Annotated in this window: 15 protein-coding genes; 5 read left to right on the forward strand and 10 right to left on the reverse strand. The window is 47.1% G+C overall.

Annotated elements, in window-relative coordinates:
- Positions 1 to 138: 138 nt before the first annotated feature.
- Both rpmF and H569_RS18895 read right to left on the reverse strand, forming a co-directional pair.
- Entirely contained in the window at positions 139 to 312 is a 174-nt protein-coding gene (gene rpmF / locus H569_RS0101820; RefSeq protein ID WP_027363575.1) for a 50S ribosomal protein L32, read from the reverse strand.
- Between the two features lie 130 nt (positions 313 to 442).
- The gene (locus tag H569_RS18895) at positions 443 to 988 is read right to left on the reverse strand and encodes a YceD family protein (protein ID WP_051273117.1); all 546 of its coding nucleotides are present in this window, start codon (positions 986 to 988) and stop codon (positions 443 to 445) included.
- A gap of 187 nt (positions 989 to 1,175) precedes the next feature.
- On the opposite strand from H569_RS18895, the gene ylbJ reads away from it, so the two are divergent.
- Positions 1,176 to 2,447, forward strand: a complete 1,272-nt coding sequence (ylbJ, locus tag H569_RS0101830) for a sporulation integral membrane protein YlbJ (protein ID WP_034629172.1) — start codon at positions 1,176 to 1,178, stop codon at positions 2,445 to 2,447.
- On the opposite strand, the gene H569_RS21135 is transcribed toward ylbJ, so the two are convergent.
- Positions 2,434 to 4,017, reverse strand: coding sequence for a methyl-accepting chemotaxis protein (locus H569_RS21135; RefSeq protein ID WP_051273119.1), 1,584 nt, complete (start codon positions 4,015 to 4,017; stop codon positions 2,434 to 2,436). The two genes, ylbJ and H569_RS21135, sit on opposite strands and share 14 nt — an antisense overlap.
- 268 nt (positions 4,018 to 4,285) lie before the next feature.
- Here H569_RS21135 and acs point away from each other — a divergent pair, with 268 nt between their 5' ends.
- Entirely contained in the window at positions 4,286 to 6,388 is a 2,103-nt protein-coding gene (gene acs / locus H569_RS0101840) for an acetate--CoA ligase alpha subunit (RefSeq protein ID WP_027363577.1), read from the forward strand.
- Positions 6,389 to 6,395: 7 nt separating this feature from the next.
- Positions 6,396 to 7,451, forward strand: coding sequence for a phosphotransacetylase family protein (locus H569_RS0101845; protein WP_309294764.1), 1,056 nt, complete (start codon positions 6,396 to 6,398; stop codon positions 7,449 to 7,451).
- Positions 7,452 to 7,481: 30 nt separating this feature from the next.
- Here H569_RS0101845 and H569_RS0101850 read toward each other — a convergent pair whose 3' ends face one another.
- From H569_RS0101850 to rsmD, 3 genes are read right to left on the reverse strand one after another with little or no spacing between them, the layout of a single operon-like run.
- Positions 7,482 to 7,946 (reverse strand): ATPase, encoded by a 465-nt coding sequence (locus H569_RS0101850; RefSeq protein WP_027363579.1) that lies wholly within the window; start codon positions 7,944 to 7,946, stop codon positions 7,482 to 7,484.
- 20 nt (positions 7,947 to 7,966) lie between these two features.
- The gene (gene coaD / locus H569_RS0101855) at positions 7,967 to 8,449 is read right to left on the reverse strand and encodes a pantetheine-phosphate adenylyltransferase (protein WP_027363580.1); all 483 of its coding nucleotides are present in this window, start codon (positions 8,447 to 8,449) and stop codon (positions 7,967 to 7,969) included.
- Positions 8,440 to 9,036, reverse strand: coding sequence for a 16S rRNA (guanine(966)-N(2))-methyltransferase RsmD (gene rsmD / locus H569_RS0101860; RefSeq protein WP_081410836.1), 597 nt, complete (start codon positions 9,034 to 9,036; stop codon positions 8,440 to 8,442). Before rsmD ends, coaD begins: the two co-directional genes overlap by 10 nt.
- A gap of 135 nt (positions 9,037 to 9,171) precedes the next feature.
- On the opposite strand from rsmD, the gene gpr reads away from it, so the two are divergent.
- A complete protein-coding gene (gene gpr, locus H569_RS0101865) occupies positions 9,172 to 10,122 on the forward strand; it encodes a GPR endopeptidase (RefSeq protein WP_027363582.1) in 951 nt (316 codons plus the stop codon).
- A 157-nt stretch (positions 10,123 to 10,279) separates the two neighbouring features.
- Here gpr and H569_RS0101870 read toward each other — a convergent pair whose 3' ends face one another.
- Positions 10,280 to 10,537, reverse strand: coding sequence for an alpha/beta-type small acid-soluble spore protein (locus H569_RS0101870; RefSeq protein WP_027363583.1), 258 nt, complete (start codon positions 10,535 to 10,537; stop codon positions 10,280 to 10,282).
- A gap of 245 nt (positions 10,538 to 10,782) precedes the next feature.
- Complete coding sequence (locus H569_RS18905) at positions 10,783 to 12,345, reverse strand: L-aspartate oxidase (RefSeq protein ID WP_051273121.1); 1,563 nt, start codon at positions 12,343 to 12,345, stop codon at positions 10,783 to 10,785.
- A 198-nt stretch (positions 12,346 to 12,543) separates the two neighbouring features.
- Here H569_RS18905 and H569_RS18910 point away from each other — a divergent pair, with 198 nt between their 5' ends.
- Positions 12,544 to 13,359, forward strand: coding sequence for an N-acetylmuramoyl-L-alanine amidase family protein (locus tag H569_RS18910; protein WP_051273124.1), 816 nt, complete (start codon positions 12,544 to 12,546; stop codon positions 13,357 to 13,359).
- A gap of 858 nt (positions 13,360 to 14,217) precedes the next feature.
- On the opposite strand, the gene H569_RS0101895 is transcribed toward H569_RS18910, so the two are convergent.
- Both H569_RS0101895 and H569_RS0101900 read right to left on the reverse strand, forming a co-directional pair.
- Positions 14,218 to 15,069 carry a DUF6544 family protein gene (locus H569_RS0101895; protein WP_027363584.1) on the reverse strand — a complete coding sequence of 284 codons (852 nt, stop codon included), beginning with the start codon at positions 15,067 to 15,069 and terminating at the stop codon, positions 14,218 to 14,220.
- Positions 15,070 to 15,112: 43 nt separating this feature from the next.
- Positions 15,113 to 15,736 carry a TetR/AcrR family transcriptional regulator gene (locus tag H569_RS0101900; RefSeq protein ID WP_027363585.1) on the reverse strand — a complete coding sequence of 208 codons (624 nt, stop codon included), beginning with the start codon at positions 15,734 to 15,736 and terminating at the stop codon, positions 15,113 to 15,115.
- Positions 15,737 to 15,922: the final 186 nt, after the last annotated feature.

Here is a 15,922-nt window from a genome sequence, read left to right on the forward strand (position 1 = left end):
GAGTATACCTTAGCAGGCAATAAAAAGCAATAAATCAGCGCACAAAAAAATAAGCCCTGTTTCGAGCTTATTTCAAATAAGTTTACTAAACTTGGCCCAAAGCTGCCTATTTCAAATAATTCCATTATGATCCAAGCACTATTTTGCAACTATTTCCCTACCTTTGTAGTAGCCGCATCCCGCACAAACCTGGTGCGGTACCGCCAAAGCATGACATTGCGGGCATTCTACCAGCTTGGGGGCTTCAATTTTCCAATTTGCCCTGCGCTGACGTTTCCTTTGTTTGGACATTCTCCTCTTGGGTACTCCCATGTCTACACCCCCTTTATTATAATTCCGATTATTATTCAGGTAGTCAGAATTGCTAAAATTAGAATCCGGCAGCAGTCAGCATTCACAACTAAGTTGGTTTTTTGCCTTCCACTTGAATTCTACCCCAAAATTATTCTGATTCCTGACTTCTGCCTCCTGGCTCCTGAGCAGTTACTAATTCCTTCAATTTGGCCATACGTGGATCGATTTCTTCTTTTTCACAATTGCATTTGCTTTTGTTTAAGTTGGTTCCACATAAGGAGCAAAGGCCCCGGCAACCATCATCACAGATAAACCGCAGGGGTAAATTTACCAAGATTGTATTAATTGCCTCGGGGGTTATATCTATGCTGTCGCCTGAATAAGGAATCCAGTCCTCTTCGCGAGACCCGCCGGCATTCTTGGCCCGGTCGTAATAAGTATCCATAAAAACAGGGCTCATTGTTAAAACAAAGCTATCCAGGCACCGGCTGCAAACAACCACTAAATCAACATCCAATTGCCCTTCCACGGCGATCGCATCACCAATATTTGTCAGCACAAGGTTAAACTTGGCAGGTTTGGCAAGCTTGATATAATCCCCGTCCGCCGGAAGGGGCGGCAGGTCACTGGCAAAATCAACCCACTCTCGTTTACCTTTTTCTTTTTTCAAGTGCTCCACATTCAAAAAGGGCACAGAACACCCCTCCTGCTACTCAACAGGTAAAATTATATAAACATGTGGCTTCTTTGTCAAGATTAAGTAACAGAGCCGTTTTCACTAAAATTAATAGTTAATCTATGCTCTATAAAATCTATGCAATCTTTAAAGGACTTGTATCAGCCAATGATGCATATTGTTATACAGTGGGGGGGATTGCCAGATGCCGTTGGGTCGCGGTCACTTATCCAATGGTATGGAGAGAAAAGACATCCCAGGTTTAATTTGGACCATGTTGGCTGTTTGTTTTGTATTTTGCATGGTTTACCGGCCGGTGCTGGTTTTTCAGGGGGCGGTTGCGGGGCTGAAAGCCTGGTGGGAAATCGTTTTCCCTTCTTTGCTGCCATTTTTTATAACTTCAGAAATTTTGATGAAGCTGGGCTTGGTCAGGTTTATCGGCACGCTGCTGGAGCCGGTAATGCGGCCCATCTTCAATGTACCGGGGACAGGCGGGTTCGTTATGGTTATCGGTTTTACCAGCGGCTTTCCCATCGGCAGCATGGTCACAGCCCAGCTGCGCCGTGACGGGTTGTGCTCCAAGGTTGAGGGCGAGCGCCTGATGAGCTTCACCAACAACTCCAGCCCTTTGTTCATGCTGACGGCGGTTGCCGTAGGCATGTTCGGCCGGCCGGAATTTGGGATATTGATAGCCGGGTCCCACTACCTGGCCAATCTTTTGCTTGGCATCGGCCTCAGATTTTACAAACGCCATGACCGGGAGGGCCTGGTTGATAGCCGCGGCAGGCAAAACCGGTCTGTTATTGCCGCCGTTAACGCGCTGATCGAGCACCAGCGCAAGGAACGGGTGCCGCTGGGCAAATTATTGGGGGAAGCGGTGGCCTCCTCCGTTACCAAACTGCTCAACATCGGGGGCTTTATCATTTTATTTGCCGTAATTATTAAAATAATGCAGGACGTCGGCGCCATAAAAGCCGTTGCTTCCGTGCTCGGGTTTTTCCTGGCCCCGCTCGGCTTCCCGCCAGACATACTTAAAGCCCTGGCCAGCGGCATGTTTGAAATGACCATGGGCACCAAACTGGCCTCTGAAGCTTCAGGCAGCCAATTGGATAAGTTGATGGCGGTGGCCATGATCCTGGGTTGGAGCGGGCTTTGCATTCAGGCGCAGGTGGCCAGCATGATCTCGGGAACAGACATGAACATGAAAATTTTTGTCCTGACCCGCATGGCGCACGCCCTGCTGGCGGCAGGCGTACTCAAATTTTTATATACCAACGAAAGGATATCCGGCGCACTGCTGACCACCCCGGTATTTGCTCCCCTGCTGCACGCCGCACACGGTTCAACATTAAAAATGGTTTACGGGGCCTTTTGCACCACGGCAATCCTGCTGGGCCTGCTGATCGCACTGGCCTTTATTTTTAGAATATTTAATTACAGCCTGCGGGCAGTGCTTCACTTTACTAATCAACCTTAAACTGAACGATTGCTGCCTGTAGTTCCTCTGCAATGTTGGCCAACTCCTGGGCTGAATTAGTCACTTGCTGAACCGATAAGGCAATCTGCTCGTTGGATGTTGCCAGTTGTTTGGCACTTTCATTGGCATGTTTGGTACCTTCAGCGATATCCTTCATAATGGCCGTATTATCATCTATGGCTTTGATGATTTGTTTTAGGGAAGCGCCTGTTTTACTGGCTATTTGCACTCCTTCAGCCACTTCTTTGGCTCCGTTTTCCATTGCGCCTTTAACGTTTTCCATGTTGATTTGAATTTCACTAATTAAGCTTGTTATCTCATTGGCGGCTCCGGCTGACTGTTCAGCCAGTTGACGTACTTCTTCCGCCACCACTGCAAATCCACGGCCAAATTCCCCGGCCCGTGCCGCTTCTATGGCAGCATTCAAAGCCAGCAAATTTGTCTGATCCGCTATATTGGTAATTGTATTGATAATTTCCCCAATCTTACTGGATTGTTCGCCAAGTTCTTGAATTGCTGATGCCAAATTCTGAGAAGATGAAGCAATGGAATTGATCTTTTCTATTGTGTCACTTACGGCCCGGTTGCCTTCTTCCGCCACATGCCGGGCTTGCTTCGACCTGATGGTTGCAGCTTTTGCATTATCCGCATCTTTTGCGGAAGTTGCGGCAACTTTATTAGTGGTACCGGCCAACTCCTCAACTGTAGCACTAACCTCTTCGCTGGTGGAATATAGTTCCTGACTGAACGAGGCCACTGAGTTAGCCTTTTCTTTAACATTTGCTACCAGTTGTTTTAAGCTGCCGGCCATACCATTTATGCTCTCGGCAAGCTGGCCGATTTCATCGTTACTCTTAATATTAAAATTGTGGGTCAGGTCCCCCGTGGACATCAAGACGCAGCCTTCGCGTAGCTTAATTAAAGGATCGGAGATTTTTCGAGCCAGCCACATTGAAACCATAAAACAGATAAAATAGATAACCAGAAGAGGGACGGCTATATTGACTATTATTTTCTTTTTTATATCCAATATTTTATCAGCCGGGAAGTCAGCCCCCAAAATGGCGACAACTTGACCGGCACTGTTTTTTATAGGCGCATAAGCAGATTTAAAAGTGCCCCATTCATCGGTATAAAAACCGTCGGTACAAGAAGGCGTCCCGGCAAATGCTTTTTTCATACCCGATTCCCAGCTATACTCTTCGCCAATCGGGCACGGTTTCTCCGGATCACCGTCAACTGCGAAATATACCTTGCCATCCTTGGAATACAATGTGTAAACGTAAGGAATATGCAATTGATTTTGAATCTGTTGAAAATACGTTCTAACGTCCTTGTAATTTTCTGAGGACATATCCGCTGCGGCGATCAACTTTTCTTGTTGATCGCCGTCAACTTTTAAAGCAGCAATAATTGCAGTATTAATAATGCTATCGGTAAAGTTGCTTTCAACTTGGCTGTATATCGTACGATAGATTATGGCAGCAACAATAACGGTCGAGAGCAATGATAAAATTAAAAACATTGAAGTAAGTTTTGTACGAATACTAATTTTGGTTCTGTAATACAACACATACTCCTCCTGTACGTTTCTATTATTGCCTAAATCATAGTTAGAATATAATGGCATTACTTCGTAATTCGACATGATAATTAGCTTTCCTGCATAATGTGCATTTTTCACGGGCTATCATGCTGTACAACAGTTTGAGATGATCAATATAGGGAGACCCTTTAGCGTCCCCAAGGGGCGCTTTTTTGTTTGATACATTTTTCAACCTGCCGCGGGAAAAGATATCAAGAACCGCAATCATCTCGTCCCTTAAGAAGGTGAAACAATGACCGATTTGACCGGTTTCTTTAATCCCCGGTCCGTCGCCATTGCCGGCGCATCCCAGAAACCCGGCAAAATTGGCAACGCCATACTCAAAAATATTATTAACAGCGGGTATAAAGGCGCAATTTACCCGGTTAACCCCAAGGCGCAAGAAATCGAAGGCCTGCCATGTTACCCCGACATCGGAGCGATCCAGGATCCCCCGGAGCTGGTGGTGGTTGCCGTACCGGCGGCCAAAACTTTGGACCTGGCGAAAACCTGCGGGGAAAAAGGCGTTAAGCACCTGGTCGTGATAACCGCAGGCTTTAAGGAAGTCGGCCGGGATGGTCTGGAACTGGAAAAAAAGCTGGTAGAGGTTTGCAACAGCTATCAAATGAACATGCTGGGACCAAACTGCGTGGGCATGATGAATACCCACGCCAGTCTCAACGCGTCCTTTTCCGCCACGTACCCCGCCCGGCCCGGTGATATCACCTTCATCTCCCAAAGCGGGGCGATGCTGGTGGCGATCCTGGACTGGAGCAGCCTCACCGGACTCAACTTCAGCAAGGTGGTCAGCCTGGGCAACAAAGCCCAGCTCAATGAAGCAGATTTTATAGACGCCGCCGCCAATGACCCCACCACCAAAGTAATTCTTTGCTATATTGAAGACGTGGCCAATGGCGATTACTTTTTAGAGGTGGCGGAGCAGGCTACCCGTAAAAAGCCTGTTATCATCTTAAAATCCGGGACCAGCCAGGCCGGCGCCATGGCGGCATCGTCCCACACCGGGGCGCTGGCGGGCAGCGACCTGGCCTACGAAACGGCCTTTAGCCAGTGCGGTGTTATCAGGGCCCACAGCATGCCGGAATTATTTGACCTGGCCGTGGCTTTTTCCGAACAACCCGTGCCGCCTAACCGCAACGTAGCTGTAGTCACCAACGCCGGCGGGCCGGGCATAGTGGCCACGGACACTGTGGAAGCAAGCGGCATGGCCATGGCCAGGTTTACCAAAGATACAATTGATGCATTGCGGCAAAGTCTTCCGGCGGAATCTAATATATACAACCCGGTGGACGTGCTTGGTGACGCCGGGGCCGATCGTTACCATACCGCACTGGAAAAAGTGCTGGCCGATCCGAACGTAGGCAGCGCAGTGGTGTTGGTTTGTCCAACGGCGGTCACCGACCCGGTGCCGACAGCCCAAGCCATTGTTGACTTGCATCACAAGCACCCTGACAAACCCGTACTGGCGGCGTACATGGGAGGCCCCATGCTGGCCCCCGGAGCGGAACTGCTGTCAAAGTCCGGGATTCCATGCTTCACCTTTCCCGAACCGGCGATCAACGCCATCAGCGGCATGTCCCGGTACTCGGCAATGCAAGCAAGGCCGGAAGAACACCCGGAAAGAGCCATCCATGCTGACCGCGGGACAGTTAAAACTATTTTTGATCAAGTCCGGCAAGAAGGCAGGCTGGTGCTGCTTGGCAGTGAAGCCTACCAGGCAGCCAAGGCTTACGGCATACCGGCGGCGCCGGTATTGCTGGCCGCATCACCGGACCAGGCGGTGCAACTGGCGGAACAAATCGGCTTCCCGGTGGTGCTCAAAGTGGCATCACCCAAAATAATGCACAAAACTGATGTGGGTGGGGTGCTGATCGGGCTGAAAACCGCGGAAGAAGTAAGGCGGGGATACATAGAAATAACCGAAAACGTCCAGCGTTACCTGCCGGACGTGATTATTCACGGCATAGAAATCCAGAAAATGATGCCCCAAGGCACGGAATTAATCGTGGGCATGTCCAGGGACGTGCAGTTCGGCCCCTTAATTGCCTTTGGCCTGGGCGGCATTTACGTCAACTTGATGAAAGATGTAAGTTTTCGTCTGGCCCGCGGCCTGACCGAAAAGGAAATCCAAAAAATGCTTACAGAAACAAAAGCCTACACGCTGTTAAAGGGATACCGCGGTGAACAACCGGCTGATATAGGCGCAATAGTGGATATCATCGCCAGGACGGCCCGCCTGGTAACCGATTTCAGCGAAATCACCGAATTGGACATTAACCCGGTATTCGCTTATCCGGAGGGCGCCTCGGCCCTGGATATTAAAATAACGGTATCGTGAGGTGTTGATGATGAAAAATCTGTTCATTCTGGGAACGGCGGAAAGCGGAAAAACAGCCGTTGCCGTGGGCCTGGCACTAAAGCTGAAAGAACTGGGTTATCAAGTGGCCTATTTCAAGCCGGTAGCCAACCTTACCGGCGCCACGTCCGGGCAAGACAGAGACGCCCTGCTGATGAAACAGGTGTTGGAGATGCGGCCGGATACCGGCGATATAGCCCCATACAAGGCGGGTCCTTCATATCTTTCAACTTACCGGCATAATGAAACAATTGAGCAACTTATCGCCACCTATGAAAAGGTTGCGGCCGGCGCCGACATTGTTGTTATCGGCGGAGCCAGCGACCCCTCCATTATGTCCACCTTGGGCCTGGACGCGGTTACCCTGGCCCGGCGGCTTGGCGCCGCAACCTTGTTTATCATAAAAATAAAAAACGATTATAGTTTGGACCAAACGGTATTTTTGAACAATCATTTTTCCGGGCGGGACATACCTGTCATCGGCAATATATTTAACAACGTGCCGCGGCCGCTGCTGGCAAAAACCGAAGGCATCTACCGGCAGCGGCTCTTGGAAAGGGGCTACCGCACTTTGGGCATTATACCGGCCAAACATGATTTTGCTTATCCCACGGTGGCGGAATATTACGATACACTTGGCGGAGAATTGCTGGCGGGGGAAGATAAGCTGGACCGGCCGGTTGAAGACCTGATCATCGGCGCCATGACAATCGAAAGCGCGCTGGGGTACTTACGCCGTTCCCCCAATAAGGCCTTTATCACCGGGGGTGACCGTGCCGAGCTCGCCCTGGCTGCACTGGAAACCAGCACCTCGGTCATTATCTTAACCGGCGGCTTGTATCCCGACGTCAAGGTGATCGCCAAGGCAGCTGAAAAAGGAGTCCCGGTAATACTGGTGCATTACGACACTTACGCCACCATGGAAAAGCTGGCCGAAGTAGCAAAAAATATCAGGCCCGGTGACAAACAGGCGATTGATGCGGCGAAGGAAACCATTGAAAAACACGTTAATTGGGAATACATTGTAGACCAGCTCAAGAAGTGAAAGCCGCGTCCTCCGCGGCTTATTTTTTACCTATACAGCTTCTTTACTTTGTTTCATGCCTTTCAGCTCCATCCTGCCCTGGCGGATCTCCTCAAGTATTTGGGATAAATTACCTTCCAGGTTGGATAGGATTTCATCCGCATAGTCACGAGCTCCCTGCTTAATCTGAACAGCCACTTGCTCGGCCCTTGCTTCAATCTCACGGGCAATTTCCTGGGCTTTACGGGCTACTTCGGATTCATCCGCTTTTCTTTCCAGCTGCTTTTCAGCATCCTCCATGATACGTAATGCCTCTCGTTTTGAGTCCGTGATTACTTTTTCCCTTTCCTGGAGCACCCACTTGGCCTGCCTTAGTTCTTCCGGCAAGGATGTCCTGATCCGGTCCAGGTAATCAAGCAGTCTGTCTTCGTCCACCAGAACCCTTTTGGTCATGGGAACCCTGGGACTGCTATCGATTAATTCCTCCATTTCATTTAAAATGTTGAATAATTCCAAAACAAGATCCCCCCCGCCCGTTACCGGTTCTTAAATTTTTCCCGCAGCCTGTCCTGCACCAACGGCGGCACCAGGTCCCTGACGCAACCGCCGAAGGACACCACCTCTTTAACCGCACTGGAACTGATAAATGAGAATTCCGCCCTGGTCATAAGAAATACGGTTTCCACCGATGTCTGCAATTTTTTATTGGTAAGCGCCATCATAAATTCATTTTCAAAGTCGGATATCGCCCTTAACCCCCTGATAATGACTTGAGCATTGTTTTCCTTGGCATAATTTACCGTCAAACCGTTAAAGGCGCCAACGGAAACGTTATCTATGGAATGCGTAACCTCTTTGAGCATGTCCAACCGCTCGTCAACGCTAAAAAGCGGTTGCTTACCCGGGTTTCGCGAAACCGCAACAATTAACTTGTCAAACAACAAAGCTGCACGCTCAATAATATCTAAATGCCCGTTGGTAACTGGGTCGAAGCTACCCGGGTAAACGGCTATTCGCAAAATTTATCCCCCTCTGAACTGTGCTTGTAGAATAGTAGGGCCGTATCCCCATATTTCTCGCGCCGCACCATATAGTACGATCCTGCCTTCTCCGGCGCAGCTTCACCGGCTCCAATTTCAATTACCAATACGCCGCCCTGACAAAGCACGGGGTATTTACATAATGTATTCAATGTTAACCCGGCGAGTCCCTGCCGGTACGGAGGGTCCGCAAAAATAATATCGAATTTATCCCCGCGCCGTTGCATAAATTCCACAGCTGTTACTACATCCCGCCTGATAATTTCAGATCCTTCCCATAACCCCGTTAAAGTAATATTTTCTTTTAAGATACGGGCTACCTGAGGATTGGATTCAACAAAGACTGCTCTACGGGCACCCCGGCTTAAAGCTTCCAGTCCCACGCCACCTGTTCCGGCAAAAAGATCGGCAAACTCACTACCGGGGACAAGGTTGCCGATAATATTGAATAACGCTTCCTTAACCCGGTCCGAAGTCGGCCTGACCGGCAACTTACCCGGAGATTTTAAACGTCTTTTTTTGGCTGATCCGGCAATTACCCGCAAAAATTTCCTTCCTTTCCTAATTAAACGTAATAATTATAACACAGAAGTTGTAAAAAAGTCGATTTATATACAAAAAGGTCTTACTTGAGTTATGTATCGTATATTAAAGACAAATTGGGCAAATATATAAAAAATACTTTACGGAGTGATATTATTTTGGATCGAGAATTCTTAAAATCAATGGGCGTTTCGCTGGACCTGGCCCTTGAAGCAAGGGAGATCGTAAGGGGTGAAACAGGTCAGGAAGTACCGGGGGTCCGGGTTGATAAAGAAACTTATGACCATGCTACCGTTACAACTGTTTACATCGAAGATGAAAGTGCCCAGGCCATTATGGGTAAACCCGTTGGTAAATACATAACTATTGAGGCGCCGGCAATCAGGGAAAACGACCCCGATGCGCACCGTCAAGTAGCCGAAGTACTGGCGGAACAACTTAAAAAAATGTTTGATTTGCCCATGGAGTCCAATATCCTGGTGGTAGGACTCGGCAACTGGAACGCCACACCCGACGCGTTGGGGCCCAGAGTCGTCGACAATTGCCTTGTAACCAGACACCTTTTTAATTACGCACCCCAATCACTGCAGGGCGGCATGCGGCCGGTCAGTGCCATTGCCCCCGGCGTTCTGGGCATTACCGGCATTGAAACCGCTGAAATTGTCCAGGGCGTTACTGAAAGAGTAAAGCCGGAATTAATTATTGCAATAGATTCCCTGGCGGCACGCAGCGTCGACCGTATCGCAACCACCATTCAGCTGGCGGATACCGGAATCAACCCCGGCTCGGGAATAGGCAATAAACGGGCAGGTATCAACCGGGAAACCATGGGTGTAAAAGTTATAGCCATAGGCGTTCCCACTGTTGCGTCGGCAGCATTAATTGCCCAGGACGCCATTGAAAAGTATCTTAAGACCACCAATACCCAGATCGGGGTCACCAACGAAGCTATCAAAAGTGTCCTGGAACCATTTGGCGGCAACCTGACCGTAACACCAAAGGAAATCGACACCCTGATTGAAGATACCGCCCATATTATTGCCGGCGGGATATCAATGGCGCTGCACCCGGGAGTCAATCCCGACGACTACGCTTATTATCTTCATTAATAGAATTAACGGAAACGGAATTAACGGACATGGCAAAACAAGCGGACTCCAAAACCGCTTGTAGAGGAAAGGCAAAGCCTCCTGACAGGTGACCTTGTTTTATCACTTGCTTAGACCGGTCACCTGCCAGGAACTTTGTTAACCTTATTAAACCTTATTAAGGAGTAGTAGTCTGGTTGGTGACCTGTGGCGTAGGCGGCTTATTGCCCTGAGCTAAACTTTGCTCATAAGCCGCGATCATTTTCTTCACCATGTTTCCGCCAATAGCCCCGTTAACCCGGGAAGGCAGGTCGCCCATATAACCGCCCTGGGGGATCTGTACACCCAGTTCGCTGGCGGTTTCCCACTTAAAGTCCTCCATTGCCCTGGAAGCGGCGGGAATGACTTTTCTGTTGCTTTTTTGTCCTGCGGCCATTTTTTTTTCACCTCCTTTGCTGTTGTTGACAATATTATTTAACTTAATAATCTTCTTTATGTGAGGTACATTTTTCACAGTCTGGCGCACACTATAAAAGCAGCCCAGAAAAAAGCCTGTATTGTAAGGACAATACAGGCTTTTTTGCAGGTTTTTCAAATTAAATCTTTTTCAGTCCCAGTGCATCCCGGGGGCAAAACGCCAGGCACAGGCCACAGCCTTAACAGCGCCATATACATGATAATTTATGAGGCATTTTCTTTGTTATTAATAATATAGTGAGCACCAAGGCTTTCTTTTCTGGCCAGGGCGGCTTCGGCAACAGCCATTCCGGCTTCCAGCATTAATGCAACTTGCCTGTATTCAATAAAGTCCGCCCAATTTTGGACCTGGACATGAGAAATTTCTTCCTTTAGGTTGTTAATCTGGTCTACTGCACTTTTAAGTTCAACAACACTGCGTATTAACCCTACTTTTGCACCAATTATGCGTCTTAATTCTTTCCTTATTGTGCTTGAGCTCTTACTGCCGCCACCGGCACTTGCCGGCATAATTTGATCCACAGGGGGTACATGGTTGTCATTTATAGCCATTGCCTCCGCGGCAGCCTCTTGTCCGGCAATCATACCAAAGACGGCCGCCTCCGCCAGGGCGTTGCCGGCCAGGCGGTTGGCCCCGTGCAGGCCGCCGGCGGTTTCTCCCGCGGCGTAAAGGCCTTTAACGCTGGTACGGCAATTAACGTCAATTTCAACGCCACCCATCATAAAATGCACTGCCGGCGCAACCTCTATTTTCTTTCTTCCCCCCAGATACCTGTACAAATCACCATATTTACTTTGCATCACCTGACCGGGGACGGCGCTGAAATCCATCCAAACCCCTCCGGCGGCGGACCCTCTTCCTTCTTTAATCTCCCGGTATATAGCCCTGGCCGTAATGTCCCTGGTCGCCATTTCCAGATCGGGAGAATAGCGTGCCATGAACCTTTCACCCAATTGGTTTCTTAACACCGCGCCATCAGCAAAAGGAGATGTGGACATCACCATTTTCGGGCTTCCCAAAGCAACGGCCGGGTGAAACTGCACAAATTCCATGCCTGTAAGACGCGCTCCAACCAAGCGGGCCAACGCGTATCCGTCACCGGTAACATCCGCGGCATTGGTGGTTACCGGGTATAAACTTCCCGCACCGCCACAGGCAAGTATTACCGTGCCCGCTTTAAACACCCGGCAATCGCCCTGTTTTGAATACCCCCGCGCACCCGCTATTCTGTCACCCGCCACCAGCAAGCCGGTAATAACCACACCCTCAACATGATGAACCCCAAGCCTTGCCGCCTCCCTGGCCAAGGGCAAGGTCAGGGCCAGGCCCCGCGTTTGAGGAGACTTGACGGAACTGCCGTCGGCAGTTAAAAACCGTTTGTGCGAATGCCCCGGGGAACCCTTTCTCATTATCCTTCCATTCTCAAATAAAAAAGGAACTCCCAATTCCAACAACCGGTTGATGGCAATTGATGCATTTCCGGCAAAAACCCTGACCAGGTCGGGGTTGTTAATGTGCTGCCCCGCCTTCATTGTATCCTTAATATGGGATTCTATAGAGTCTCCATCGAAGCCTTCCTCCAAAACAGCAGCTATCCCATTACGCGACATAATTGTGTTGCCACTTTTACCAACTTTCCCCTTGGTGACCACCGTAACCCTCTGAGCAATACGGGCCGCTTCTATTGCAGCCATTAACCCTGCCAGACCTCCGCCAATAACCAGCACATCAGTATTCTCTTCCATTGTAACGAAAGGATGGTTCATTTGTGCACTCCCTTTTAAATATATTATCCGAGCAACACGCTAGATGCAAATTGGAAAATTAGAGTGGTCCAGTTTACATTTACCTGGCAATAAAATTCGTATTTATTCAAAAAATAATAAAGGACACCTGCCAAAGAGCAAAGGGCATTGGCTTTTATTACTTCTCCAAACCGGAAAACTAAACAGCGGGGGACATTAATGAGGACATTCAGGATAAAAAATATTTTAGTGATAATGATGGTGTTTACTTTAGTTATGACTCCGCGCGCCCTTGCGCCAGCCACCAATGCAAATCAGGCAAAGCCGGTAAAGCCCTTAAATTCAAAAACCATTGCAATTGACCCGGGGCACGGTGGCTATGATCCGGGGGCGATATACGGCAACCTTTATGAAAAGGATATTAACCTTAAAATTGCTCGGAAATTAGCCAGGCGCCTGGAGCAAAAAGGCGCCAGGGTAATTCTTACTCGTAATGGTGATTATAACTATGCTCTGGTCGGAATGCACGGGCGTGATGCCAAGCGTTATGACTTTGATCAGAGGATTAAAATAATTCAAGCCAATAATGCGGACATTGTTTTAACAATTCACGTTAATAGTATGCGGAAGAGTTCTTATGAAGGAGCGGAAACCTTTTATTACCCCAAGTCATCCGCAGGCAAAACACTGGCTTTATCAATACAACAGGAACTAAGGACCATTCCAAGTATGACCAAGAGAATCGCCAAGGTGAGCAATTGCTATATGCTAAGGCGGACTAATGTTCCTGCCGTCCTTGTAGAGGTTGGGTATCTGAGCAATAAACATGAACGAGAGCTTCTAAAGGACCCGGATTATCATGATCTATTAACCCAAAAAATTACTGCCGGAGTGATCCAATATTTTAACTCGCCGGAAAAAATCACTAACAACGGGATAGTACAAGATACAACTGCCGCCGTAGAATATGTGATTAGAGCAATGGGCAATATTTTCCTTAATAAAGAATACCAAGGGGAATCAAAACAGTATTAATAAAAGTTTAGGTAAACGCCATAAGAAAAATGCATACAACCACCGGTTCACCCGGTGGTTGTATGCATTTTACTCTCAATGGATTGTTATAGTAATTTTGTTCCCCTATTTCTTATCTACCTCGTAACCGGCACAGCCCCAAAAGCCCGTGCCGAATATTAAGAGGATCAGAATTAGGAAAATAATAAAACTGGGGAAAAAATCCACTCCATATGCCATAAAAAACTCTCTCCTTCCAAAAAATATTTAAATAACCAACTATAGTATACAATATGAATGATTTTCAATAAGTGTCACTCAAAGTGTTACTTAACTTCGTAACCGACGCCGCCAAATCCTAAAAAGCCTGTGCCGAAAACAAGCAGAATGAGAATTAAAAAGATAATCAACACCGGCTGGAAATTTCCACCTGCACCATAAGCCATTCTGAATTCCTCCCAAAGTTTTAATTTCATAAAATACACATCATACTGACGCTAAACATAAATCGCTTCACCTAAGGGCGCTTGTGCTTAACAGTTGAGTTATGCTTCGCAAGCTCCGCCGCCAAATTACAAAAGCCTGTGCGAGAACAAGCAGTATGAGGATTATGACATACCTCCTCAACCTGCTCCTCTCCAACACCATGACACCGTGATATTCCTCCTTTACCTTGTGAATTTAGTTCGTAATGTATAATATGTAATTACAGAAATTTTGTTAAGAAAAGTTTAATAATTTTACAAAAAAATATCTATAAAACCAGGGGCTGCCCAAAGTTGGTTATAAGCAAAAGCCCGCCTTTCTTAATTAAGATAGACGGGCTTTTTGTGGGACAAAGACCTGTCCCCTTGTCCCACCGTTGTCCCTCTCCTGTTCCTAATAAACAAACTGCTTGTTGTACTCAATATCCTTAATTTCAAAATGGTACCAACTGAAATCTCCCGATTTCAATTTCCAGATAACTTCCCCTTTGGCCGGAATCCTATAACCTTCAAACTCTTTATAGTCCTTCATCAGGACCAGCCATGTTTCCAAACGATACTTTCCATCGAATTCGCCGTATCTTTTAGCCTTAAAATTAACCACTTCACCCTTTTCGTTAAACATAAATACTCCTGATGCGGTCGTTCCTCCATAACTCATGGTAGCCTTTGCTGAATTCGCATCAATTTCTTCCCAGGTGATATAACTGTTTAATGCCGCAGTCGGAAACCATACTGTTTCAGCGAGATAGCGCAACAGCGTACCCTGGTTTATCTCTTTTCCTTTGCCATCAGCAACCGTTATTAATGACAACAGTTTAATAAGCATGTGCCCGTTGCCCTGAGCATATTTATCTCTACCAGCAAAGTATACAAACGGCGCGGCTTTCACCTTCGCCATCCAGATAAAACCGGGTTTTTCTGTTGTAAAATACTGCTTTGCATCAGCAGGCATCCACCGCTGATCTTCTTTCAGCCGCATCTCTGCTTTTTGTTTCAGCCGGACTGTTCTAATTCTTTCTTTTCCAATCACTTGCGAGTTCTCCAACCACTTTTGCACACAAACCGGCAGCCCTGCCAAATCGTCTTTCTGGATAATGTCAGCTTTATTATCAACGTCACTAAAAAACGCTTTAACTTCTTTGTTAGTATTTTGGTTAAATGAGTAGTCAGCTATTAATGATACTGTTATTATCAGGGCTATAATCACCGGGATGACAAAAAATACAAGCGTAATTTTAGACAAATCGTTAGCCTCCTTATTTTAAGCTATTGGCATTTTGGTAGAATTAAGATTTCCTCTCTAACATAATCCCATTGAATATTACATTAAAATGATGTTCTATCAACCGGTCTACCTGTTCCTGGGAGATGTCCTTTTCGATCATTAGCTTTAGTATTAGACCAAATGTAGCTGTCCAAATAATTTGAGCTGTCAGTTCGGGATCACAAGGTGCATAACGTCCCCGACCCATCCCTCTTTGAATGTTAGCGCAGAGTACTTGGAGAGTCGGGCTCTTCTCAGAAATTCCTTTTTTGAGCAGGGCTGTCTTCTTTAATACGGAAACATCATCATTAAGCATAAACGCCTTATACTCTTCCGGTACAGCCAAAGCGGCTTTTATGTAATTTGTAAATATTTCTTTGATTTCCTCTTCCGGTGCTTCATCATTTCTTTTATAGGACCTCACTGAAGCGAGTATTTGTTTATATCCCTCACTTGTCAATGATTCAACTATCTCATCTTTATTTTTAAAGTAATGATAGATAATACCTGGAGAGTAATCTATGGCACTGGTGATTTTACGTATTGATAAGCCCTGGACACCCTCTTTGGAAACTATATCCCGCGCCACCTCCAAAATTTTATTTCTAATTTCTTCTTGCTTACGCAATTGGCGTTCTTTGCTCAACTAAACCACCTGCCCGCTTATAACTTAACAATGTTAAAACATTGAACAATGTTTAATTGCATTATAAATACTTCCTTTAATTGCGTCAATATAATTTAGGCTATCTATTAAATTATTAATCTCCTGTGTAATTGTAGTATCCATAGCAGGTCCGCTATTTCACCTATACATTCGTTCCAGGCGCAG

Origin of the sequence: Desulfotruncus alcoholivorax DSM 16058 (assembly GCF_000430885.1) — a bacterium.
Classification (GTDB): domain Bacteria; phylum Bacillota; class Desulfotomaculia; order Desulfotomaculales; family Desulfallaceae; genus Desulfotruncus; species Desulfotruncus alcoholivorax.